The organism is Sphingomonas aurantiaca (assembly GCF_003050705.1).
GTDB lineage: Bacteria > Pseudomonadota > Alphaproteobacteria > Sphingomonadales > Sphingomonadaceae > Sphingomonas > Sphingomonas aurantiaca.
Genome location: NZ_QAOG01000003.1, coordinates 520,060 through 542,629 on the forward strand (window position 1 = coordinate 520,060; position 22,570 = coordinate 542,629).

22 protein-coding genes and 1 tRNA gene are annotated in these 22,570 nt (G+C 66.4%); 5 read left to right on the plus strand and 18 right to left on the minus strand.

Features of this window, described 5'->3' with window-relative positions; genetic code table 11:
- Positions 1–19 precede the first annotated feature (19 nt).
- The 10 genes from spt to hspQ form a co-directional block, all read right to left on the minus strand.
- The gene (gene spt / locus C8J26_RS11355) at positions 20–1,282 is read right to left on the minus strand and encodes a serine palmitoyltransferase (RefSeq protein WP_107958052.1); all 1,263 of its coding nucleotides are present in this window, start codon (positions 1,280–1,282) and stop codon (positions 20–22) included.
- Positions 1,283–1,434: 152 nt separating this feature from the next.
- Positions 1,435–1,677 (minus strand): acyl carrier protein, encoded by a 243-nt coding sequence (locus tag C8J26_RS11360; protein ID WP_056021671.1) that lies wholly within the window; start codon positions 1,675–1,677, stop codon positions 1,435–1,437.
- Between the two features lie 58 nt (positions 1,678–1,735).
- A complete protein-coding gene (locus C8J26_RS11365; protein WP_107958053.1) occupies positions 1,736–2,635 on the minus strand; it encodes an NAD-dependent epimerase/dehydratase family protein in 900 nt (299 codons plus the stop codon).
- 34 nt (positions 2,636–2,669) lie between these two features.
- Positions 2,670–3,767: a glutamate 5-kinase gene (gene proB, locus C8J26_RS11370; protein ID WP_107958055.1), complete on the minus strand. Its 1,098-nt coding sequence runs from the start codon at positions 3,765–3,767 to the stop codon at positions 2,670–2,672.
- A gap of 118 nt (positions 3,768–3,885) precedes the next feature.
- On the minus strand, positions 3,886–4,932 hold the full coding sequence (gene obgE, locus C8J26_RS11375) for a GTPase ObgE (protein WP_056417038.1): 1,047 nt from the start codon (positions 4,930–4,932) through the stop codon (positions 3,886–3,888).
- A 67-nt stretch (positions 4,933–4,999) separates the two neighbouring features.
- Positions 5,000–5,599, minus strand: a complete 600-nt coding sequence (locus C8J26_RS11380; RefSeq protein WP_056417041.1) for a TetR/AcrR family transcriptional regulator — start codon at positions 5,597–5,599, stop codon at positions 5,000–5,002.
- Between the two features lie 284 nt (positions 5,600–5,883).
- A complete protein-coding gene (locus tag C8J26_RS11385) occupies positions 5,884–6,429 on the minus strand; it encodes a GNAT family N-acetyltransferase (RefSeq protein ID WP_234422602.1) in 546 nt (181 codons plus the stop codon).
- A 175-nt stretch (positions 6,430–6,604) separates the two neighbouring features.
- Positions 6,605–6,895 carry a 50S ribosomal protein L27 gene (rpmA, locus tag C8J26_RS11390; RefSeq protein ID WP_056417044.1) on the minus strand — a complete coding sequence of 97 codons (291 nt, stop codon included), beginning with the start codon at positions 6,893–6,895 and terminating at the stop codon, positions 6,605–6,607.
- Between the two features lie 13 nt (positions 6,896–6,908).
- Entirely contained in the window at positions 6,909–7,256 is a 348-nt protein-coding gene (gene rplU, locus C8J26_RS11395) for a 50S ribosomal protein L21 (RefSeq protein WP_056417047.1), read from the minus strand.
- A 253-nt stretch (positions 7,257–7,509) separates the two neighbouring features.
- Positions 7,510–7,905: a heat shock protein HspQ gene (gene hspQ / locus C8J26_RS11400; RefSeq protein ID WP_107958223.1), complete on the minus strand. Its 396-nt coding sequence runs from the start codon at positions 7,903–7,905 to the stop codon at positions 7,510–7,512.
- 155 nt (positions 7,906–8,060) lie between these two features.
- On the opposite strand from hspQ, the gene C8J26_RS11405 reads away from it, so the two are divergent.
- A tRNA-Ser gene (locus C8J26_RS11405) sits at positions 8,061–8,150 on the plus strand.
- A 19-nt stretch (positions 8,151–8,169) separates the two neighbouring features.
- On the opposite strand, the gene C8J26_RS11410 is transcribed toward C8J26_RS11405, so the two are convergent.
- From C8J26_RS11410 to C8J26_RS11435, 6 genes are all read right to left on the minus strand, one after another.
- On the minus strand, positions 8,170–8,712 hold the full coding sequence (locus tag C8J26_RS11410; protein ID WP_244185262.1) for a nuclear transport factor 2 family protein: 543 nt from the start codon (positions 8,710–8,712) through the stop codon (positions 8,170–8,172).
- Between the two features lie 54 nt (positions 8,713–8,766).
- Positions 8,767–11,100, minus strand: coding sequence for a TonB-dependent receptor (locus C8J26_RS11415; RefSeq protein WP_107958059.1), 2,334 nt, complete (start codon positions 11,098–11,100; stop codon positions 8,767–8,769).
- Positions 11,101–11,124: 24 nt separating this feature from the next.
- Entirely contained in the window at positions 11,125–12,093 is a 969-nt protein-coding gene (locus tag C8J26_RS11420; protein WP_107958225.1) for a hypothetical protein, read from the minus strand.
- Positions 12,094–12,122: 29 nt separating this feature from the next.
- On the minus strand, positions 12,123–12,803 hold the full coding sequence (locus tag C8J26_RS11425; RefSeq protein ID WP_107958061.1) for a hypothetical protein: 681 nt from the start codon (positions 12,801–12,803) through the stop codon (positions 12,123–12,125).
- A 427-nt stretch (positions 12,804–13,230) separates the two neighbouring features.
- Complete coding sequence (locus tag C8J26_RS11430; RefSeq protein ID WP_107958063.1) at positions 13,231–14,037, minus strand: hypothetical protein; 807 nt, start codon at positions 14,035–14,037, stop codon at positions 13,231–13,233.
- Positions 14,038–14,100: 63 nt separating this feature from the next.
- A complete protein-coding gene (locus C8J26_RS11435; protein ID WP_056417066.1) occupies positions 14,101–14,604 on the minus strand; it encodes a TIGR02594 family protein in 504 nt (167 codons plus the stop codon).
- A 211-nt stretch (positions 14,605–14,815) separates the two neighbouring features.
- Between C8J26_RS11435 and C8J26_RS11440 the strand changes: the two genes are divergently transcribed.
- Entirely contained in the window at positions 14,816–15,469 is a 654-nt protein-coding gene (locus C8J26_RS11440; RefSeq protein WP_056417069.1) for an outer membrane protein, read from the plus strand.
- A 70-nt stretch (positions 15,470–15,539) separates the two neighbouring features.
- Here the strand turns inward: C8J26_RS11440 and C8J26_RS11445 are convergent, their stop codons facing one another.
- Both C8J26_RS11445 and C8J26_RS11450 read right to left on the minus strand, forming a co-directional pair.
- The gene (locus C8J26_RS11445) at positions 15,540–16,733 is read right to left on the minus strand and encodes a sensor histidine kinase (protein WP_107958067.1); all 1,194 of its coding nucleotides are present in this window, start codon (positions 16,731–16,733) and stop codon (positions 15,540–15,542) included.
- Complete coding sequence (locus tag C8J26_RS11450) at positions 16,723–17,955, minus strand: sigma-54-dependent transcriptional regulator (RefSeq protein WP_107958227.1); 1,233 nt, start codon at positions 17,953–17,955, stop codon at positions 16,723–16,725. The genes C8J26_RS11445 and C8J26_RS11450 overlap by 11 nt, the downstream gene beginning before the upstream one ends.
- 127 nt (positions 17,956–18,082) lie before the next feature.
- Between C8J26_RS11450 and C8J26_RS11455 the strand changes: the two genes are divergently transcribed.
- From C8J26_RS11455 to C8J26_RS11465, 3 genes are all read left to right on the plus strand, one after another.
- Positions 18,083–19,363 (plus strand): efflux RND transporter periplasmic adaptor subunit, encoded by a 1,281-nt coding sequence (locus tag C8J26_RS11455; RefSeq protein ID WP_244185263.1) that lies wholly within the window; start codon positions 18,083–18,085, stop codon positions 19,361–19,363.
- Positions 19,364–19,371: 8 nt separating this feature from the next.
- Positions 19,372–20,052: an ABC transporter ATP-binding protein gene (locus C8J26_RS11460; protein ID WP_107958069.1), complete on the plus strand. Its 681-nt coding sequence runs from the start codon at positions 19,372–19,374 to the stop codon at positions 20,050–20,052.
- Positions 20,053–20,155: 103 nt separating this feature from the next.
- Positions 20,156–22,570 carry an ABC transporter permease gene (locus tag C8J26_RS11465; protein ID WP_107958071.1) on the plus strand — a complete coding sequence of 805 codons (2,415 nt, stop codon included), beginning with the start codon at positions 20,156–20,158 and terminating at the stop codon, positions 22,568–22,570.

Sequence of the window (22,570 nt, forward strand, 5' to 3'; positions counted from 1 at the left end):
GGGGGGGGAGGATCGAGGGTCAGTCGATCACCCCGACGGCACGGCCCGCGGCCTCGAACATGCCGAGGATCGTCGCGACCTGCGCGTCGGTATGCTCGGCGCAGAGCGAGCAGCGCAGCAGGAACGTGCCCGCGGGCGTTGCCGGCGGGCGCGCCATGTTCACGTACAGCCCGCCCTCGAGCAGCGACTGCCAGATCGCGATCGCCTGTTCCTGGTCGGTGAGGATGATCGCGATGATCGCCGAGTCGGACGTCTCGGTGCCGAGTTTGAAGCCCATCGCCTTGAGGCCCGCATGCATCGCCCGCGCGTTCTTCCAGAGCTGCGCGCGCTTGTCGTGCGCGGTCATCAGCTTGCGGATCGAGGTGGCGGCGGTGGCGACGACCGACGGGGGGAGCGAGGCGGTGAAGATGTAGGGGCGGCAGGCGAAGCGGACCATCTCGAACTTCGGATGGTTCGACACGACGAAGCCGCCGACCGTGCCAACCGACTTCGAAAACGTGCCGACAACGAAATCGACCTCGTCGGTCAGCCCCATCTCCTCGTACACGCCGCGGCCGTTGGGGCCGAAAAACCCCATCGAATGCGCTTCGTCGACGAGCACCATGCAGCCATGCTTCTTGGCGACCGCGACCATCTCCTTCAGCGGGGCGATGTCGCCGAGCATCGAATAGACGCCTTCGAGCACCACCAGCTTGCCGGCTTCCTTGGGCAGGCGGCCGAGGCGCTTGTCGAGGTCGGTGACGTCGTTGTGGCGGAAGCGGACGATCTCGGCATTGCCCTGCTTGCAGCCGTCGTAGATCGAGGCGTGGCTGTCGGCGTCGAGGATGACGTATTCGCCCTTGCCGGCGAGCGTCGAGATGATGCCCAGATTGGCCATGTACCCGGTCGAGAACACGATCGCGCCGGTCACGTCGTAGAACTCGCGCAGGGCTTGCTCGACGTCGACATGGTCGTGGAACGTGCCGTTGAGCATCCGGCTGCCATTGGTGCCCGACCCGAACGCGTCGAGCGCGTCTTTGCCGGCCTGGATGACGTCGGGGTCGAACGTCATCCCCATGTAATTATAGGTGCCGAGCAGGATCGTGTCCTTGCCGCGGATCACCGCCTCGGTCGGCGACTTCACCTCGTCCATCACGATCGTGAAGGGGTTGCGCACGCCGGACCGGACCAGCGCCTCGCGTTCGGCGATGAGGCCGTCGAACTTCGACATCAGGTCGCGTTCGGGGGCGACCTCGGCGACGTCGAGGGGGAGGGCGTGGGCGGTGGTGGCGGCTTCGGTCATGTTCGGTTCCAAGAGGTTGGAATTTGATAACGCCTCAAGCCGTTCGTCCCGAGTAGCCATCGAGCTTGTCGAGATGGCGTATCGAAGGACATGTACCTCGATACGGGCTCTCGACTACGCTCGATCCCTACTCGGCACGAACGGCAATGGGGTCAGGCCTTCAGTTTCGCGACCGCGTCGACCAGCTGGCCGACGGTCTCGATCTCGGCCTGCATGTTCATCGTGATGATGATGTCGAATTCGTCCTCGATCGCGGCGACGAAATCCATGACGGTCAGGCTGTCCCACTCCAGGTCGCCCTGGAACGTCGTCGCGTCGGTGAGCGCGACGCCCTTCTTGTTGAACGGCTCGATCTGCGCGGTGACGGTGTCGTAGATCTGCTGGCGGTCGCTCATGATAATCCCTTCGGTGTCGCCACCATTCCTGACAGGAAATTGCGGCGGCTTTTCGGCGCTATAGCAGCCCCGCGGCGCGATACCATGCGGCGGTTTGCGCCAGGGCTTGTGGGGTCGGGACCGCAGGCGTCCAGAGCGCGGGCGGGGGCGGCGCGTGCGACACCCAGTCGGGGTGGCAGAAATAGCTGACCCGGTCGCGCGTGAGCTTGGCCTTGCGGCGGCGGACGAGGCGGTCGGCGGCGGACGCGAGCCTGAGGAATGCGCGGGGTGTGGAGATCACCCTGATCGATTTGCCGACCGCCACGCCGACGGCGCGCGCGAAGTCGCGGTTGTCCCAGCCGTTCGGTACGCCGTCGTCGGGTTCCATGATCGACGGCGCGGCGGGGGTTTCAGCGAGTGCGAGCAGAAGTGCGGTCAGATCCTCGACGTACAACAGCGATACGCGGGTGCCTGCCGGGGGCATCGGCAGATAGCCCGTCCTAGCGGCCTTGAAGACGTCGAGCAGTTCGTGATCGCGCGGGCCGAAGATCGCGGGCGGGCGGATGATCGTCCAGTCGAGCCCGGATGCTTGAACGCGCGTCTCCGCTTCGGCCTTCGACCAGCCGTAATTCGACAAGGTGGGCTCGCGCGCGGCGAGCGACGAGACATGGACGAAGCGGCGGATGCCGGACAGCCGCGTCGCCTTCAGGATCGCCTCGGTGCCCGCGATATTACCCGCGGCGAAGGCGACGCGATCGGGCACGTTGACGACGCCCGCGACGTGGATCACGACGTCCGCGCCCTCGACCAGCTTGCCCAGGCTCATCGGGCGATCGAGCGCGCCTTCGATCCAGGTGACGCCGGTCCGCTTGGCCTGCGGCTTGCGGGCGAGCGCGCGGATCGTGTGGCCGGTCTCGAGCGCATGATCGATCAGGTGGCTGCCGACGAACCCCGTGCCGCCGGTGATGGCCAGAATCATGGTCGCGTTCCCGGGGTGAACAGAGCGCGGCCGATCACAGCAGCGCCAGATGGTTGCGGTGGACCAGCGCGGACCGCGGCGCGTAGCCGAGGATCGCCGCATGATCGTCGCTGTGCCGGCCGAGCAGGCGTGCGGTATCGGCGGCGTCGTATTCCGCGAGGCCGCGCGCGATCGTGCCCGCAGGCCCCTCGATCGTCACCAGATCGCCGCGCGTGAAACCGCCGTCGATCCGGATCGCGCCGGCCGCGAGCAAACTCCGCCCTTGGCCGAGCGCGGCCGCGGCGCCCGCATCGACATGGATCGCGCCCTTCGCGGTCAGTCCGCCCGCGAGCCAAGCTTTCCGCGCAGACGCGGTGCGTTCGGCGGTGAAGAGCGTGTGGCGGGCAGGGGTGGAGAGCGGATGGTCGATACGGCCCGAGGCGATCGCTAGCGGAATGCCCGCACCGGTCGCGATCCGCGCGGCGGCGATCTTCGAGGCCATGCCGCCCGAGCCCATCCCCGAGCCCGACCCGTCGTCTGCCATGCCCGCGACCGCGTCGATCCGGGCGACGCTGGCGATATGCGTCGCGGACGGGTCGGTGTGCGGGTTGGCGGTATAGAGCCCGTCGACGTCGGAGAGCAGGATCACGCCCTGCGCACCCGCCGCCTGCGCGACTCGCGCGGCGAGGCGGTCATTGTCGCCGAAGCGGATTTCCTCGGTCGCGACGCTGTCGTTCTCGTTGATGACCGGGACGACCTTGAGCGACAGCAGGCGGTTGAGCGTCGCGGCGGCGTTGAGATAGCGGCGGCGGTCCTCGAGGTCGTCGAGCGTGACGAGCATCTGCGCGGCGTTGAGCCCCTGCGCGGCGAGCAATTCGGCCCAGACCTGGCTGAGCGCGATCTGGCCGGTGGCGGCGGCGGCCTGCGCGTCCTCGAGACTCGCGCGGCCGCCTTTCGATAGCCCGAGTCGGCGTGCGCCCAAGGCGATCGCGCCGGACGATACGATCGCAATCTGCTGGCCCTCAGCGGTGCGCGCGGCGATGTCGGCGACGAGGCCCGTGAGCCAGTCGCGTCGGACGCTGCCGTCGGGATCGACGAGCAGCGCCGAGCCGATCTTCACGATCAGCCGCGCGCAAGATGACGGTGGAAACATCACTGCTCCCTCTCCCCGTCGGGGAGAGGGTCGGGGCGAGGGGCAGCCAAGCAGTGCAACGCCCGGAACAGCCCCTCACCCAACCCTCTCCCCGAGGGGGAGAGGGCTATGCGTTGGCCTACAGCGGCGACCATGCGACCGGGACTTCGCCCTCTTCGAGGTCCTTCGCCGCGCCGGGGGCCGGGCCGATCGCGCCGATCAGCTTGTCGAGCACCGCTTCGATCCCCGCGCCGCTCGCGCCCGAGATCGCCATCACCTCGGCGCCGCTGGCTTCCGCCAGCTCTGCCGACAGCGCCGCGATCAGTTCGGCATCGAGCATGTCGATCTTGTTGAGCGCGACGATGACGTTCTTGTCGGTCAGCCCCTCGCCGTAATTCTCCAGCTCGTCGCGCACGATCCGGTACGATTCGGCGACGTCGGCGTCGTTCGCATCGACCAGATGCAGCAACACGCGGCACCGCTCGATATGCCCGAGGAACCGGTCGCCGATGCCGGCGCCCTCGGCCGCACCCTGGATCAGCCCGGGAATATCCGCGACGACGAATTCGCGCTGCTTGTGGCGCACAACGCCCAGCTGCGGCCGGGTGGTGGTGAAGGCGTATTCGCCGACCTTGGCCTGCGCGTTCGTCACCTGGTTGATGAAGGTCGACTTGCCCGCGTTCGGCAGCCCGACGAGACCCGCATCCGCGAGCAGCTTCAAGCGCAGCCAGACCCACGCCTCGCCATAGGGCCAGCCGGTGCCGTGCTGGCGTGGGGTGCGGTTGGTCGAGGTCTTGTAGCTGGCATTACCGCGCCCGCCGTCGCCGCCGCGGAACAGCACTTCGCGCTGGCCGACTTGCGTGAAGTCGATCAGCACCTCTTCCTTGTCCTCCGACAGCACCTGCGTGCCGAGCGGCACGCGGATCACGAGATCCTCGCCGCCTGCGCCGGTACGGTTCGAGCCCGAGCCGCCCGAGCCGCGCGGTGCGCGGAAATGCTGCGTGTAGCGAAAGTCGATCAGCGTGTTCAGGCCGGCGATGCATTCGAACACGATGTCGCCGCCCTTGCCGCCATTGCCGCCATCGGGGCCGCCATATTCGATATATTTCTCGCGGCGGAAGCTGACGGCACCGGGGCCGCCCTCACCTGAACGGACGTAGATCTTGGCTTGGTCTAGAAAATGCATCGCCGCCCCATAGCGAAATTGGCGAAAATCGCCAGTGTCTGCGATTCGGGTTCCGATTCGGTGACGCTCAGCCCGATGGGCAGGCGGCGGCGTCCTTGCTCGCGAGCAGCGCGTCGAGCGCGAGTTCGCGCGCCCTGGTCGCAGGCAGGCCTAGCGCGCGGGCCATCGGCGCGCCCATCAAGGCGTCGCCGAGCGCCATCAGCACCAGCGTGAGCGTCTGGTCCTGGATCGGCTGGTCGCCGGGCATGTCGCCCTCGGCGAGTTCGTCGACCAGATCGTGGATCGCGGTGAGAATCGGGTCGAGCGCGTCGGTATTGCCCGACAGGATCATCCAGCTCGCCAGTGCGCCCGCACCGCCCTTGCCGAACGCGTCGAACGTCATCTCGACGACTTCGCGGGGGTCGAGCTCGCCCGCGCGCACCCGCAGCACCGCGGCGCCGATCGTGCCGACGATGTCCGCCGCCATCCGCGTGATCAGCGCGGTCTGCAGCGCTTCCGCCGAGCCGAAATGGTGGAGCAGATTGGCGTGCGTCCGCCCGATCCGGCCCGCCACCGCCTTCAAGGTGACGGCGCTGGGGCCGCTTTCGACGAGCAGCGCGCGCGCGGCCTCGACGGCGGCGTCACGCGATTCGGTGGGGGAGAGGCGCTTGCGCGGTGGTGACGTCACGGGACGGGAACCTATTTACATCGCTGTAAGTAAAGAATGTTGATCCCTGTTTGGAGGTTTCCGTGGGGAAAGCAACCATGCCTGCCGATTCGGGATCCCCGCTTTTGCGGGCCAAAGGGAGGTGGGGGGAGTCGCCCCGTCACCAGATGCACCACCCCGGCGAGGCTGGGGCCCAGCTGGGGGACGGTACCGACGGAAATCATCGCGTCGTTACGACGACCATGCCAACTGGGCCCCGGCCTTTGCCGGGGTGGAGTCGTACTCTCAGGGGAAAGGCGCGCGGCTCACGCCGCCATCGGCATCGGCGCGCATCGATCGTCATCGAGATCGAGTTCGAACATCACCGCGGGCGCCTCGCCCCCGCGCCCGCGCGAGGTCCGCGGCTCGATCCGACCTGTGGGTCGGAACCCGAGCTTCGCCAGCACGCGTCCCGACGCCGGGTTGTCGACGAAGTGGAACGCATCCAGCCGGCGCAGGCCCAGCGCGTGGCGGGCCATCGCCACCACCGCCACGCCGGCCTCGGTCGCATAGCCGCGACCCCAGGCGTCCGGCGCCAGCCAATAGCCGAGTTCATGGCCCGCCTCCGCCGCCCGGATGGCGATCCCGCCGACGAGTCGCGGCGTGCCGGCGTCCATCGTCTCGATCAGGAAATGGGGGTCGTGCGCGCCACGCGGCTGCGCCAGAAACGCCTCGGCATCGTCCAGCGTATAGGGCCAGGGCGCACGCGCCAGCTTGGCGATGACCGACTCATGGCCGATCGCCCGCGCCAATGCAGGCGCATCTTCCGGCCAGCCTGGCCGCAACGTCAGTCTCTTGGTGCGCGCGAACACGGCTCTCTCCTTCACGCATCGCGCCTGACGCCCTGCCATGTCCGAATGACAGGGCAGCGACAGGCGAGGGGGAGGGAGCAATAAAAAAGGGAGCCGGGGTGACCCGTCTCCCTTGTTCAGGTTCGCTTTCGCGACCCGGGTCACCCTGGTGGGCAACCCGGATGGTTACCCGATGTTATTCGGCTGCTGCTGCCATGTCGGCAACGTCGTTCGCCGCCAGCTCGACCGAGCAGAACTTGCGACCAAGTTTGCCCTGGCTGAATACGACGCGGCCATCGACCAGCGCGAACAGCGTGTGGTCCGTGCCGATGCCGACATTGGTGCCCGGGTAGAACTTCGTTCCGCGCTGACGCACGAGGATGTTGCCGGCGACGCACGCCTGGCCACCGAACTTCTTGACGCCGAGACGACGACCGGCCGAATCGCGACCGTTGCGCGAAGAGCCGCCTGCTTTCTTATGTGCCATCTGAAGCTACTCCTTATGCCTGAGCGGCCGGGGCGGTTTCGCCCTCGTTGCTCTTTGCAGTGTGGCCGCCGACGGACACGATCTTCAGGATCGTGTGCTGCTGGCGATGGCCGTTCTTGCGACGATAGTTGTGACGACGACGCTTCTTGAAGACGATGACCTTGTCCGCCTTCGCCTGCGCGATGATCTCTGCGGCGACGGTGAAACCCTCGACCGAGCGCAGCTCCGAGCCTTCGCCCGCCAGCAGCACATCGCCCAGCGTCACCGACGCCCCTGCATCGCCCTCGATCTTTTCGACGACGATCTTATCTCCGGCGGCGACGCGATACTGCTTGCCGCCCGTGCGCACGACTGCGAACATGGCCCTTGTCACTTTCCAAATACATGTGCCCCACGAACGCAAGGTCCGCCGGGAGAAGCCGGGCAGCTAAGCGAGGGGGGGGGCGTTGTCAACCGTGAAGGGGCGGCGACGGGGTGTTTAAGGGTGCGGGTCGTCTGCCTGCCGTCGCATCGTCAGGGTCCCGGTGCGGAATTATTTCCCCGCACAGACGGCGGACCAGGCCCGACTCGCGCGTCGGATCTGGAACCGGCTTTTGCCAGCGGTCCGATTCGCCTCAGTGCCGGTGAACCTGTCGCAGCGCGTACCGGCCGTCTGCATAGTCGCTGAACAGGCCGGAGATCGCCGGATGGTCGACCGGCTCGTCGCTGTCGTCGGGCACCAGGTTCTGCTGGCTGACATAGGCGACGTAGCTCGACTCCATGTTCTCGGCGAGAAGATGGTAGAAGGGCTGGTCCTTCGACGGCCGGATATCCTCGGGGATCGCGGCATACCATTCGTCGCTGTTCGCAAAGACCGGATCGACGTCGAAGATAACCCCGCGGAAATCGAACAGCCGGTGACGCACGACGTCGCCGATCGAGAAATTCGCGTACGAGATCGGCGGCGCGACCACCTCGACGGGGACGAGCGGACTGGTGATGTCGTGGGCAATACTGTCGTGTCGGGGCATATCCGCCAATTTAGGGGCTGTTTTGCGCCGCACAAGGAAAACGCGCCGAGCGGTGCGCGCAGGGCCAAAATCCGCTTGCGTCCCCAGGATCACTTCATTAGAGGCCGCGCTTCGACCGATCGGAGGCGCTGTTCGCAGAGCTTCGGATGACCTGCGGAGAGGTGGCAGAGTGGTCGAACGTACCGCACTCGAAATGCGGCGTACCCGCGAGGGTACCGTGGGTTCGAATCCCACCCTCTCCGCCAATTTCCTATAGCAACTGGTCTATCGCCGTCCCGCAAGGGGCCGCGCGTTTGGTGGCGGGCTGCCGATCTGCGCGGGGATCGCATCCCAATGTTCTGCGAACTTACCGCCCGCGATCCGGAACATGTTGAAGAGGAATACCGGGCGGATGCGACCCGATGCGTCGGGAACGTCACGGCTGGTGACCAGGATGACGCGATCGCCGTCGGCCATCAGCGCGACGCGCCTGGCGGGCTGGTTCATGCCGGGGGGAAGCGGGCCGGCAGGAACGGCCTCGGCGTTACGGATAAAGGCCTCGCGCGCGGTGCCCGGTGCCGACTCGCCCTCGCGATGCTGGATGTAATCGGGGCTGAGATAGCGTTCTGCGATGTGTCGTGCCTGCTGGGCCATGGTCCCGGCTGCGTTGGCGGCATCGAGAGCGCGGTAGAAGTCCAGGACGAGGTTCTCGTTGATGATCTCGGCGGGGGTGTTAGTCGCGGCGGGTGCAGGCGCGCTAAGTGCCATGCCCGCCAGAAGTGGCAGCCACGCCAACCGCATGCCGGCACGTTTCTTGGCAACTATCATCCCATCATCTCCTCTTGCGATTGACGCGCGCGTCCGCCGCCGTTTCGTGGCGGTTTAGAATTTCGTGCTGAGAACGAGGCCGTATGTGCGTGGATCGGACAGTTCGCGGGTTGCCGCAATCAGGCCTTGCCCGGTCGCGTTCACGCCCGCCAGGTTGACCCCGGCATTGATGTTGTACCGATTATTGCTGACGTTCCGGACGTAGGCCGACAGCGACAGCCGGTTATCGCGCGACCGCCATGTTGCGGTAACGTCCTCGACGAATTGCGATCCCGTGCGCGCGGCGTCCAGCGCGCCGTCCACCAGGTTCTGCCTGAGTGGGGCCGAGTAAAAGCTGCTCAGGAACCGAACATCGCCATGCAGCGTGATGCTCGACCCATCCGACAGGTCGATGTCGTGATCGTAATTGACCTGAGTCCGGAAGGGGATGACGTTCGGAATGTCCTTGCGCGAAAAATAATAGTCGAAGGTCCTGGTGCTGCCGGGAACCGCTTGTTCGCGCCTGTCGACGAAATACGCCTTGGTGTAGCTCGAGTTTATTCCGATGCGATCGCGCGGCGTTGGCTGGAAGGAGATTTCCAGCTCGCCGCCATAGGCGCGGGCCGGGGCGGAGATGGCGGTGAACGCGGTCAGCCCGATGATGTCGCTGATGTTGATGTTGCCGACCTGATAGCCGCCATAGACATAGTAGAAGGCGGATCCGTTGACCTGGAGCCGGTTGCCGAAAAATCGGTTCTTCGATCCCACTTCATACGATGTCAGCGTTTCGGTCTTGAACTCGACGGCGGTAGGCGCGCCCGTCCTGCCGGTGGTCACGCTGAGATCGCCCGGCGAAAAGCCGGACGACGTGAGCGCGTAGAGCAGGTTGCGCGGGCTCAGGTCATGTTCGAGCCGCACCTTGTACGTGACGTTGCGGTACGTCCGTTTCCCCTCCTGACCGGACAGCGTCTGGGTCTGCAGGATCTCCGGATAGCCATAGGTCGTCGAACCGAGCGGGCCGCCGCAGCACAGGTTGAGATTGGCGGTATAGGTCTGGTCGACCGCAACCTTGGTATAATCGTAGCGCAGCCCGGCGTTCAGCCGCGTGGTGTCGGCCAAGGCGTATGTGGCCTCGCCGAACACGCCGGCTGCGGTCGTTTTCTTGGCGACGTCGGAATTGTACAACAGCGCGCCGGAATAGCCGTCGGTCGCCTTCACGATGCTGCGCAGGTCGTTCTGATAGTATAGCGCGCCGATCTGCCATTTCAGCTTGCCGCCCTGCTGCGACGCGAGCCGAAGCTCGTGCGTCATGAACTCGTCCTTGGGCGTGGAGATGTCCTGATCGACGGCCAGGCCGATGGCCGGCACGCGGCCGTAATTCAACGCGCTCGACGTCCATGTGCGGAATGCCGGGATATACACCAGATTGGCGCCGCCAAGGTCGAGATTGAACTCCGCCCAATATTGGCGGAACTTGTTGGTGCCCGGCCCGACGTCGCCATAAACCTTGTCGTAGGTCCCGTCGGTCTGCAAATTCATCGAATTGCCGGAGCTGTAGATCTTGTTGTTCTGGCCGGCGACGCCGAGCAGGACCGAAAAGGTGCTGGTCGGCGCGATCAGCATTTTCGCGCGGAAATCGGTGCTCCGCATCGCGCCGCCGCGATAGCCGAGCTCGCCCTTGTCGACGTCATGCGTGTCATATCCGTCGCGGCTGTAGTAATTGCCCGAAACGCGCAGCGCGATGACGTCGGACACGAGGGGGACGTTCACCGCGCCATAATAATGCTCGAGATCATAGTTGCCGGCCTCTGCGGCGATGTTGCCCTCGACGATGCCGAGCGCCGGATCGCGCGTCTTGATCACGACGACACCGGTGGTCGCGCTGCGGCCGTACAGCGTGCCTTGCGGACCGCGCAGGATCTCGACGCGGTCGATATCGTACGAACTGCCGACGCCATTGTAGATGCCGTCGACATAGATCGCGGCGGACGTCGCGATCGATGTCGCGGATCCACCGACGCCAGAATTGGAGGGAATGCCGCGAATGGTGAGCCCGGCGGCGGGCGAGTCATTGCCCGACGACGATCCCGCCATGCCGGTCGGCGTCGCCGCGGCGCCGCCACTGACACCGGGCACGTCCTCCAGGATGGCACTCAGCGCAAACTTGCCCGCGGCCAGAAGATCCGATCCCGAGCGCACGCTGACCGAGGCGGCAGCGCGCTGCAGCGTCTCGGACTGGCGCTGCGCAGTGACGACGATGTCGGGCAGCTCGCTCGACGATTGCGTGTCCGTCGCGTTCGCCGGTGTCGTCTGGGCCGCTACCGGCGTGGTCTGTGCGCTGGCTACTCCGGTCCCGCCGAAGAGTGCGGCCTGACTCGCCGCCATCAGCAGCAAAACCTTCCTGTTCATAGCATCCACCCTCTGTTTTTGTTTTTAATCCGCTGTTTCGACGACGAGCCCGGCATCGGTTACGCCGCTCGGATCGCCGACCTGTTCTTCGCAATTATATTCCTTGAAGACCGGTAGATTGGGATGCCACGCGAACCGCCTGACGATGTTCCAGGGGTGGGTGTAATATTGCGGGTCTTCGATGGTCGTTATGATCTCGAGGAAGGGTTTGCCGTCGCCAAGGTTCACCTTGCGGATGCGCTGAACCAGGCGACCATTGGGCGAGAGCGGCGTTCCGTCGACATCGAGCCAAAGCGCTTGCTTGAAACCGGTACTTTCCACGACGAGCGTATCGCCTTCCCAATGACCGATCGAGCGCCCCATGAAGTCGGTGCCGCCGGGCAGTGGCGTGGTCTTCGGGTCGAGGGATATGTTCCATCGACCATGATATTCCTCGAAGATGAACGCGACCCAGGTCTTTCCCTGCACGATCTGGAAGGGGAAATTGAGATCGCGCTGCCATTGCGGACCTGGTGGGAGGCATTTGGCGGAGGCGTTGATGAACGGCTTTCCGGCCTCGGCGGATCGGACGCGGCGGGCGATGACATTGGCGCCGGCCATCGTCACGGGCGGCTCCGCCCCGTACATGTCCTTCTGGATGCGCACTTCGAGCGGTTGATCGTGATACCATATGCCCTGGAAATCGCGGGGATCCGCGGGCGATACGGGGTCGTCGGCGGTTACCGGCGGCTGCGGAAAAAGCCCGGCCTTCATCGGCGGCGGTAGCGCGGTCAGGATCTTCTGCGCCTCCGTCAGCGGCGGGAGCGGCGGCGGAGCCAACCCCGCCCCGGGACCGCGGCCCGGGGGTGGAGGGGCGGGGGCGTTGCCCGACGGAGGTCCACCGGGCGGCGGTGCCGCCATCTGAGCAACGGCGACGCCTGCGCCGAGGTTGAGGATGCCGGCCGTCAGGGCCAGCATGCGGGCGCGGGATGAATGCTTGCGGTAAGCGGTCATGCTGGATGCTCCGAGTTCGTTCGCGCTGCTCATTTCCCACGCATGGCGCGCGCAGCGGTGTCGCGACGGTCGAGGCAGACATGCTCCGGGAAGAACGGCGTGGCGGGCTGTCGCGTGTAGGTGACCACGCCACCCCAGGGTTTTGCGTAATAGATCGGGTCGTCGATCGTGATCCGGTCTTCCAGCGTGTCGGCATCGACCAGTCGGATGCGCTCGGTGACCCTCATGTCACTGCTGTGCGGCATGATATCGTCGATCAGCGTGCGATCGCTTACGTCGACCGTCTCGGCGACCAGCGCGTCGCCCTCCCACCGCCCGGTGGTCTGGCCGGTCATCTGCGGCGCGAGCAATGGTTCGGTCGGCCGCCCGCGCATGTCGATCTGACGCAGGGCGCGGTTCCATTCGAAGTCAAACGTGACGACGCCCAGCCGCTGCCAGATCCTGAACCGCATCGGCGTCAGCATGAGCCGCGGAACGCCCGGGCTCGAACAGCGCGATATCGTGATATCGTAATCGTCGTACTTGTGTTGCGATCTGAGGCGCTTGTTTTCCGCAAGAGCCTTGCGTCCTTCCGCGGTCAGCACGACCGGCGTCGAAGCTTCGAGGCTGTTGGATGGTTTCGCTATCTTCCAGACGCCCTCAAAATCGGAGATCGTCGTTGCCTGGCCCTGCGCCGGTGTGCAGATAGTCAGCAGGACCATGCCTGCCATGCCGGTCGTCACGAACCAGTTATGTATAGCGGGAATATTCGTTCGAAAAACCCGCTGCATGATGCACGTTAAGATCATGGCTACCCCTCACTAGGTGGTAACCATAAGAGCAGATATAACCGAATTGGCTTAGATGACTCATCTGGACGATATGAGCCCATATTTACAAGTTTATAGGCAGCGTTTTAGTGCGCGTCACAGCAAGTAATACTAAAAGCATGGTTTTTTATTGTTAGGGTTAGCCAGGTAGCTCGGCGCAAATGGCACTATAGGGGGAAGCCGCTAGCCAAGTCCCGATCTCGCATTGGCGGCATCACACCCTTCGCAAGCTACCGCGACGAGGACCAAACGCGCTTTGGCGCGACGGGCAACCGGAAAACACCGGGCGATCCGCTGACGAAACGATCGTCGCGTTCAGCCAGGTCGATCAATCGCTGATCGTCCAGCCGAGTTTTGGATCCCGTCCGCGCACGGGCTGGGCTGCCTTGAGCGCCCGGTCGAAGCGCGCATCGGCGTCGACCTCGGCGGTGGGGGGCGAACTGCTGGGCGGCACGTATCTGAAGACCGGAGGCGCGACGATCGCGGTGGGCGCGGGCAAAGGCAGGGCAGCGCCGGCGACGGGGTCGACCGCGCGCCTGGATGGCCGAAGGTTCGAACCCCGGATATAGGTTCCGCCATCGACGATCGTCGTCATGCCACTTCGCGCGATGCCGCCGGGTACCAGCGACGCGACACCCCCGGTTCCATAGCCCGACAGATACACCTCCCGACCGAACGCGTCGCGGCTTGCCAAGATCGGCACCCCGGGCTGAGCACCGTCCGGACCGCCGAGGATGCGCAGGATCTCGAGCACGTTGGCCGTGTAGCAGCTCGTCATCTTCCTGGACCGGCAGCCGATCGGCGGCCCCGCGTTTTGGCTCGGTCGAGCATAGACCGTCGCCATGTTCAGTCCGGGTGACCTGGATTCGCTGCCCCCCAGCAGGAACAGATAGCGGTAGCCCAGATCATGGGCACGCTCGGCGGCGCGGTACAACGCCATGTCGATCGCATCGCCGCGGGCATGGATCGCGGCGTCGATGCGCCATGATCCGTCCTTTTCGGTTCTGTCCTTGTAGCCGATCTCGAAGCCGATCCCACGTCGCTTCATCGGGCCATAATAGGGCGCATCATCGCCGCGGGCCCAGGCCGGCTGCGCGATCGCGAGTAGGAGGACGCAAGACCAGAGGCGCTTCATCGCGGATCCTTGAAGTAGAGCGCGCCGCTGTACCGCGCGATCGTTAAGCTCCGGTTGCCTCGACTATGCCTCGTCCGTCGAGATCGGCTTGCGGGCCGCCATCTGGACCGGCTTGCCGATGACGGGGCGGCCGTCCGGCCAGCGCCGCGCGATGCACCGATCCTTGGCAACCCTTGCGATCGTGACGGCATCGCCCTGATTGCCGCCGAGGACGTGATACGCCGCGTCATCCTCGCCGACATAGAAGCCGACATGACCGCCGCCCGGACGTTCGAATACCAGCACCGCGCCGGGCGCCAACCGTTCGGGGCGAAGCGCCTGACCCCATGTCGCCCACGACGTCGCGCGCACGGCGATCGCTACCGGTGCGATCCCGTCCTCCTGCAGGCAATAGGCGACGAACACGCCGCACCACGGCACGCTGTCGGCGTTGTAGACCATGCCCAGCACTTTCGTACCGAGACGCTTCGCCCAGCCGAGAATGGTCGCGCTGTTTGCGGATCCGTCAGCCTCTCTGGTACCCAGTTTTGACTTGGCTGCCTTCAGCCATGCCGGCTCTCTCGCCATGATACTCGCCCTCAGATTTGCTGATTTGACACCGCGCCTCAGCCATCGCCTTTGTCGATAGGAGCGCAGCGATCTACTCGCGGCGTCGCGCTGCACCGATTTCGCGCAAGTGCCGCTTTTGGACAGAAATAGTACCATTTTATTCAGTTTGTTAATTCAATTCCGCTTTTAAGGCCGGAGCTGGCGATCGCGCTCGCTACGGGAGGAATCAATGAAGATCGTTGCCATGGGAGCCGTTGTCGCGGCTGCCTTCGTATCCACGTCGGCCTCGGCGCAAGACATCGTCCAGACGTTCAACGGGCCGCGCATAGAGCTGCGCGCCGGTTGGGATAACCCCGATATTCGCGCGACCTTGCAGGATGCGGGCAATCGCGTCAGCCAGTCGGCCGACAAGAGCGGCGTGTCTTATGGTGGCGAAGTCGGTTACGATTTCAGCCCCGATAACAAGATGGTCATCGGTGCCTATGCGGGCCTCGAAGGTTCCACGGTCAAGGCCTGCGGCGAACTGTACGGCGCGGATCGCCTGTGCCTGCGTGCTGGGCGCAACATCACGGCGGGCGCTCGCGTGGGCGTCGTCCTGGACCAGAAGTTCCTGATCTATGGCAAGGGCGGGTATTCGAACGGCCGCGTATCGGTCGACTACCGCGACTATGAATTCATTCTCCCGGACGAGAATGTCGGCCGCACGTTCGACGGCTTCCATGTGGGCGGTGGTATCGAAGCCTCGGTCGGCAGCGGCGTCTATGGTCGACTGGAGTATGTCTATACCAACTATGGTCGTGTCTCGGCGGAGACCGACGTGCTGACCGCGAGCCTGAAGCCGACCCGGCAACAGGTCGTGTATGCGATGGGCGTTCGCTTCTGATGTGACGGTGAACAGCATGGCGTCGGGGTTTGCCGACGTCATGCTGGTCCTGCGGTAAGCCCAGGCGCGGTCAACCGGCCGCGATCGACGGGACCATGCTCTCGAAACGGGTCGCGCCCGCACTGGAGTGCGCGAGCGTCAGATCGCCATTGTGGCCGCGCAGGATCTGGCGGGCGAGGGCCAGTCCTACGCCGGACCCCTCCTTCTTGGTGGTGAAGAATGGGCGGAAGATGTCGGCCTGGTTGCCGACCGGGATGCCTGGCCCGTTATCCGTCATCGTGACCAGCGTTTGCCCGACTTGCGCGCGGATCGACAGGGTGACGCTCGGGTCCGGCGTGTCGTGCAACGCTTCGGCGGCGTTCTGCAGGACCGCCCAGATCGCCGCGGTCAGCTGATCCGGATCCGCGTGCATATGAGCGGGTGCCTCGCGCAGGTCCGTGCTGAACGCGATCGTCGGCCAGCGGGTGACGAACAGGGCCTCGAGATCGCTCACGAACGGCGTGACGGATAGGCGCTCCGGGGCGGGTGCCGGGAGTTTGGCGAGCGCGCGGTAGCTTTCGCCGAAACGGTGGAGACTCGCAGCGCGACGCGCGACCGTCAGAATCGCATCGCGGACCTGGGGCAGCGCGGGATCCGGATCGTCGAGCATCGCGACCGCGGTCTCGGCAAGCGAGGCGATCGGGGTCAGTGCGTTGACGATCTCATGGCTGAGCACCTGGACGAGATCGCGCAGCGCCGCGGCCTCGGCCCCCTTCAACTCGGCATCGATATCGATCAGCGCGCCGATCCGGGTCATCCGCCCGGCAAGCGCGAGGTCGCCGGTGGCCAGTGCGAAGCTGCGGACATTGGTGTCACGGCCGATGTCGATCGTGGCGGTGCGGCCGGGGCGGGTGTCGGAGAGCGCAGCGACAAGGCCCTCGGGTGGATCGACGACCCTGTCGTTTGCGCCGAGCAGATGCCGCGCGGCACGATTGACGACGTGCAGGCGACCATCGTCGAGCGCGACCAGCGGGGCGGGGGACAGATCGAGATAGGCGGTGAGCCGCCGCCGCTCCTCCTCGCCGGGAGAAACGGGGACAGGCGGCGGCGGTACCGGTCGCTGCGGGCGGGTGTCGACCAGGTTGAGCGCGGCAGTCCACACCGCGATCAGCGCGGCGAGCACCGCCGTCGCATAGAGGCCACGCGTGGCGGCAACCGCGCCGGCGGCACCGACCGCGGCGACGACCAGCGTGCGGAGCATGCGGCGAACCCGGTCAGAGGCCATGGCGCGCCATTCGCCGATAGAGCGCAGCTCGCGTCAGCCCGAGGTCGGCGGCGGCGCGGCTGACGTTGAAGGCGTGGCGGTTGAGCGCCGCGGCGATCAGCGTTCCCTCGTTGCGGGCCAGCGACAGATCCGGCGCGAGCGGCTGCGGCGCAGTCACGTCGGGCGACCGCAGGATGTCGCCTGCGGTGTAGATATCGCCGTTGCCGAGCAGCACCGCGCGCTCCATCGCCTGCCGCACGCCGCGGATATTGTCCGGCCAGCGATCCGTCACGATTCCCTGCGCGGCGTCGTCGCCGAGCGGCCGGTTGGGCTTGCCGTGGCGATAGGCGAAGAGCGCGAGAAAATGCCGCGCGAGCAGCAGCACGTCGTCTCCGCGCTCGGCAAGCGGCGGCAGCGCGATCGGGATCGTGCCGATCCGGTCGAGCAGATCTTCGCTTATCGCCGTGCGCAGCCCTTCGCCGTCGCGGCGCGTGGTTGCGACCGTGCGGACGGCGCCAAGGCTGCGCAACAGATCGGCGTGCAGCGTGCGCGGCAGGCGGTCGATATGATCGATCACCAGCGTCCCGCCTGTCGCAGCGGCAGCGCAACCGGCGATGCTCGCCGCATCTGCCGCCTCGGCATCCAGCGTGACGAGCGGCCCGTGCGACTGCGCCGAGGCCTGATGGATCAGTTGTGCCAGCAAAGTCTTGCCCGTGCCCGCGGCGCCGTGGACGAGGATCGGCGCGGTGGTGGGCGCGATCCGTGCGATCATGTCGCGCGCGCGGGCGATCGCCGCGCTGTCGCCGAGCAGGACGCCGCCCGACACCGGCGGGATTGCTGCGGTTTCCAGCCTCGCGCGGCGCAGCGCCACGCCGCGTTCGACCGTCGTCAGCAGGCGTTCGTTGTGCCACGGCTTGATGACGAAATCGGCCGCCCCGCTGCGCATCGCGCGCACGGCGACCGCGATCCCGCTATGCCCGGTGACGACGATCACGACCGCGCGCGCATCCGCCGCGATCAGCCGGTCGAGCATTGCGAACCCCTCGTCGCCGCTCGTCCGCCCGCGTGCGAAATTCAGGTCGAGCAGGATGACGTCGACCGGCTCGCCCGCCAGCAGGACCCATGCCGAGTCCGGGTCGGCCGCGGTCGACACGCGCATCCCGTGCCGCTCGAGCAACAGTCGTGCTGCCTTGGCGATGTCGGGATCGTCGTCGATGACGAGGATGTGCGATTCGGTTGACATGCTCGGCATAGTGTCCGGAAACGGACAGTCGGTACAGTTAGGGTGTTCAGTGATCTCGGCCGGATATGAATTCTAGAACAATACCAGTGTCTTAGGGTATTGCCCGGCAGCCGCGTACACTGTCCGCATGACGGAAACCCTGGCCGGAACCGGCGCCGCGATGGATCGGCGCATAGAGCGCCCGCACGCGAAGCGGCGCAAGCGCATCGTGCGCGGTGCGATCCTGTTGGCGATCGTCGTCGTTGGCGTGGTGCTGTGGCTGCTGATGCCGGGCGCCAATGCGCTGACCGTCGATGCGGCGGCGATCCGCACGGGCGAGGTCACGCGCGCGCCGTTCCGCGACTTCGTGCCGCTGCGGGCCGAGGTGGCGCCGCTGCGCACCGTGTTCGTGACGGCGATCTCGGGCGGGCAGGTCGCCGAGATCGCGACGAGCGACGGCGTGATGGTCGCCGCGGGCACGCCACTCGCGCGGCTGTCGAATCCGTCGCTCGAACTCGATGTCGCCAGCCGGTCCGCCGATATCGCCGGACAGTTGAGTGCGATCAGCGGACAGCGGCTGTCGGTGCAGACCGCGCGCCAGACCAGCGGCCGCGACGTCGCGGACGCACGCAACGCGCTGTCCAAGGCGCAGACGTTGCTCGCGCAGAAACAGGTGCTGTTCGAGAAGGGGATCATCACGCGCGCCGCGATCGATCCGGTACGCCAGGACGTGACGTTCCAGACGGCGCGCGTCGCCGCGCTCGATACCGGTATGGCGCAGGCGGGGGCGACGCTCGCGGATCAGTCCGCGGGGATCGCCGCGACCGCACGGCAGTTGCGCGAAAGCCTCGCGATGGTGCGCGCGAGCCTGTCCGCGCTCGTGCTGCGCGCGCCGGTCGCGGGCCGGCTGACCGCGTTCACGCTGCAGCCGGGACAGACGCTCAAGAGCGGCGATCCGGTCGGGCAGATCGATTCGGAGGGACAGTGGAAGCTGACCGCCGACGTCGATCAATATTATCTGGGGCGTGTCCGCACCGGGCTCGCCGCGACCGCCGATCTCGACGGGCGCAGCTACCCGATGGCGGTGCTCAAGGTCCTGCCGCAGGTGACCGAAGGCCGGTTTCGTATCGAACTGGCGTTTCGGGGCGCCGCGCCCACCGGGCTCAATCGCGGCCAGACGCTCGACGTGCGCCTCGTCCTCGGTGCGGATCGACCCGCGGTGGTCGCGCCGTCGGGCGGCTGGCTGGACGCGGGCGGCACCACCGCCTTCGTACTCGACGGTGACGCCAGGGCGGTGCGCCGCGCGATCGTTACCGGCCGGCGCAATCCCGATCAGGTCGAGATCGTCTCCGGGCTCGCACCCGGCGAGCGGATCGTGACGACCGCGCTCAACACCTACGCCCCCTTCCAGACGCTTCTCATCCGATAGGACCGATCATGATCCATCTTCAGGACCTCAGCCGCACCTATGCCTCCGACGAGATCGAGACGACCGCGCTCGGCGGGATCGACCTGGCGGTCGAGGCGGGCGAATTCGTCGCGATCATGGGGCCGTCGGGATGCGGCAAGTCGACCTTGCTCAACATTATCGGCACGATCGATCGGCCGACCGATGGCCGCTACCTGTTCGAGGGCGCCGACATCGCCCGCGCCCCTGAGGCCGACCTGGCCAAGCTGCGGCGTGATCGGCTGGGGTTCGTATTCCAGAGCTTCAACCTGATCGACGAACTGACGATCGCGGAGAATGTCGCGCTCGGCCTCGCCTATCGATCGATGCCCGCGCGGGAGAAGAAGGAACGGGTGGCGGCGGCGATGGACCGCGTCGGCATCGCGCACCGCCAGCGCCACCATCCGCACCAGCTGTCCGGTGGGCAGCAGCAGCGTGCCGCGATCGCGCGCGCGATCGTCGGCGAGCCGCGCCTCATCCTGGCGGACGAGCCGACCGGCAATTTGGATACCGAGAACGGCGCGCAGGTGATGGACATTCTCGGCCAGCTGAACGCGGAGGGCGCGACGATCGTGATGGTCACGCACAGCCCGTCGCATGCCGATATCGCCAAGCGCACGGTGCACATGCTCGACGGCCGCATCCTGTCGTCCGCGCGGCGGGTGGCATGATCCGCCGGTCGCTCGGGACGCTGGTGTTGCTGCTGCTCGTCGTCGTCCTCGTCCGCCATCTCGCCGCGACCAAAGCCGCGCGCGACGCCTGAAGGAACCGCCCGTGTCCGTTCTCACCAGCCTCTATCGGTCGCTGACGCGCCACCGCCTGTTTGCCGCACTCAACATCGGCGGGCTGGCATTGGGGATCGCGACGTTCCTCGTGCTGTTCCTGTTCGTGCAGTTCGAGACAGGATTCGACCGCGTGCTGCCTGATCAGGACAAGCTCTGGGTGCTCGAGCAGCGTTATGCGATGCCTGGCTATCCCACCGACACCAGCTCCGACACGCTGGGCAGCGAACTGACAATCCTGAAGGCCGATTATCCGCAACTCGTCGGCACGCGCTATTCCAATGTCGCGGCGACCGTTCGGCAAGGGGCGCAGGCGACCGCGGAGGATCTAGCCGCGGTCGATCCGAATTTCTTCGACCTGATGCGTTATCCCGCGATCGAGGGCGACCCGACCGCCACGCTCGCCGATCCCAACGGGCTCGTCGTCACGCAGGCCGCCGCGCGCAAATATTTCGGCAGCCAGCCGGCGATCGGCCAGACGCTGCAGCTGTCGATCGATGGCCAGACCTATCCCTATCGGATCGGCGCCGTACTGCGCGACATGCCCGACACCATGACCTTCAAGAGCGAGATGTTCGCGCAACTCGTCCGTGCGCGGTTCGGCAACGAATGGTGGGATCACTGGGGCAGCGCATCGCTGACGACGATCCTGCGCTTTCCCGATGTCCCGGCGGCGCGCGCGTTCGAGGCGCGATTGCCCTCGTTCCTCGACGCGCACGCCTATGCGAGCGGCAACATCAAGAAGGGCGAGTATTTCCAGTCGCTGCGACCGATGACCGCGATGCACCTGTACACCCCCGGCGACCGCGCGATCGTGACGACGCTGGGCGCTGTCGGGCTGCTGACGTTGCTCATCGCGATCGTCAATTACGTCAACCTGGCGACCGCGCGTGCGGGGCTCCGCGCGCGCGAGGTGGCGATGCGCAAGGTGCTCGGCGGCACGCGCCGGTCGCTCATGCGACAGTTTCTGGGCGAGGCGCTGGCGACGGTCGCGGTGGCCGCGTTGATAGGGCTGGCACTCGCCGAGATCGCCTTGCCGTTCGTCAACACGCTCGGCGGGACCAAGCTTGCGATCCGGTATCTCGGGGCAGACGGCATCCTGCCACCGCTCGTGGCGCTGGTCCTGGGGATTGCGCTCGTCGCCGGGCTGTATCCCGCCTTCGTGTTGTCGAGCTTCCGCCCCGCCGCGGTGCTCGCGTCGACGCGCGCGCCGGGCGGTGGTCGCGCCGGTGCACGGCTGCGCGGCGGACTGGTCGTGATCCAGTTCGCGATCGCGATCGCCTTCGCCATCGCGACCGCGACGATGCTGGCGCAGACCGCGCATATGCGCGACGCCGATCTCGGGTTTCGGCGCGACGGGCTGATGATCGTGCGGTCGCTGATGACGGGTGGAATCGACGCGCCGCAACGCGCGGCGATCCTGCGCGCCCTGGCGGCGGTGCCGGGCGTGACCGGCGTCACGGTCGGCAACAACGCGCCGGGCGACCAGAGCACGACGAACTTCTCCGGCTATACCCGACCGGGCGGCTCCAGCGTGAAGACGTCGGTCATGGATGTCGATACGGGCCGCGACTATTTCAGGGTCTATGGTGCGCGGCTGATCGCCGGTCGCCTGTTCGATACCGCGCATGCCGATGATCGCGCGCTGCTGACGCTCGAGCAGCGCAAGCGGACCGGGCCCAATATCGTGATCAACCGCAAGGCGGCCACCGCCTTGGGCTTCGCATCGCCCGCCGCAGCGCTGGGGCAGACGATCAACGACGGCAGTCGGCCATCGACGATCATCGGCGTGGTCGACGACGTGCGGTTCCGCAGTCCGCGCGATCCGGTCGATCCGGTCGCCTATAGCTACAACAGCATCGACATCCTCTCGCCCTATGCCGCGGTGCGCTATGCCGGCGATCCCAAGGCGATGGCGACCGCGATGGAGGCGGCGTGGAAGCGAGTCGTGCCCGGCGTTCCGTTCGACGCGCGCTCGGTCGAGGACAATCTGTTCCGCCGCTATTACAAGGCGGATGCGCAGCGCTCGCGGTTGTTCACGATCGGGGCGGTCCTGGCGATCGCGATCGGCTGTATCGGGCTCTACGGCCTCGCCGCGTTCGACACGACCCGACGCGTCAAGGAGATCGGCATCCGCAAGACGCTCGGGGCGTCGACCGCGGACGTGCTCATGCTGCTAATCGGGCAGTTCATGCGGCCGGTGATCCTGGCCAATATCGTCGCCTGGCCGCTCGCCTATGTCGCGATGCAACGCTGGCTGGCCGGGTTCGACGACCGCATCGCGCTGTCGCCGATGGTCTTCCTGGGCGCCTCGCTCGCCGCGGTGCTGATCGCGAGCGCCACCGTCCTCGGCCAGGCGTGGCGCGTCTCGCGCGCCGAGCCCGCGCGCGCGCTGCGCTACGAATAG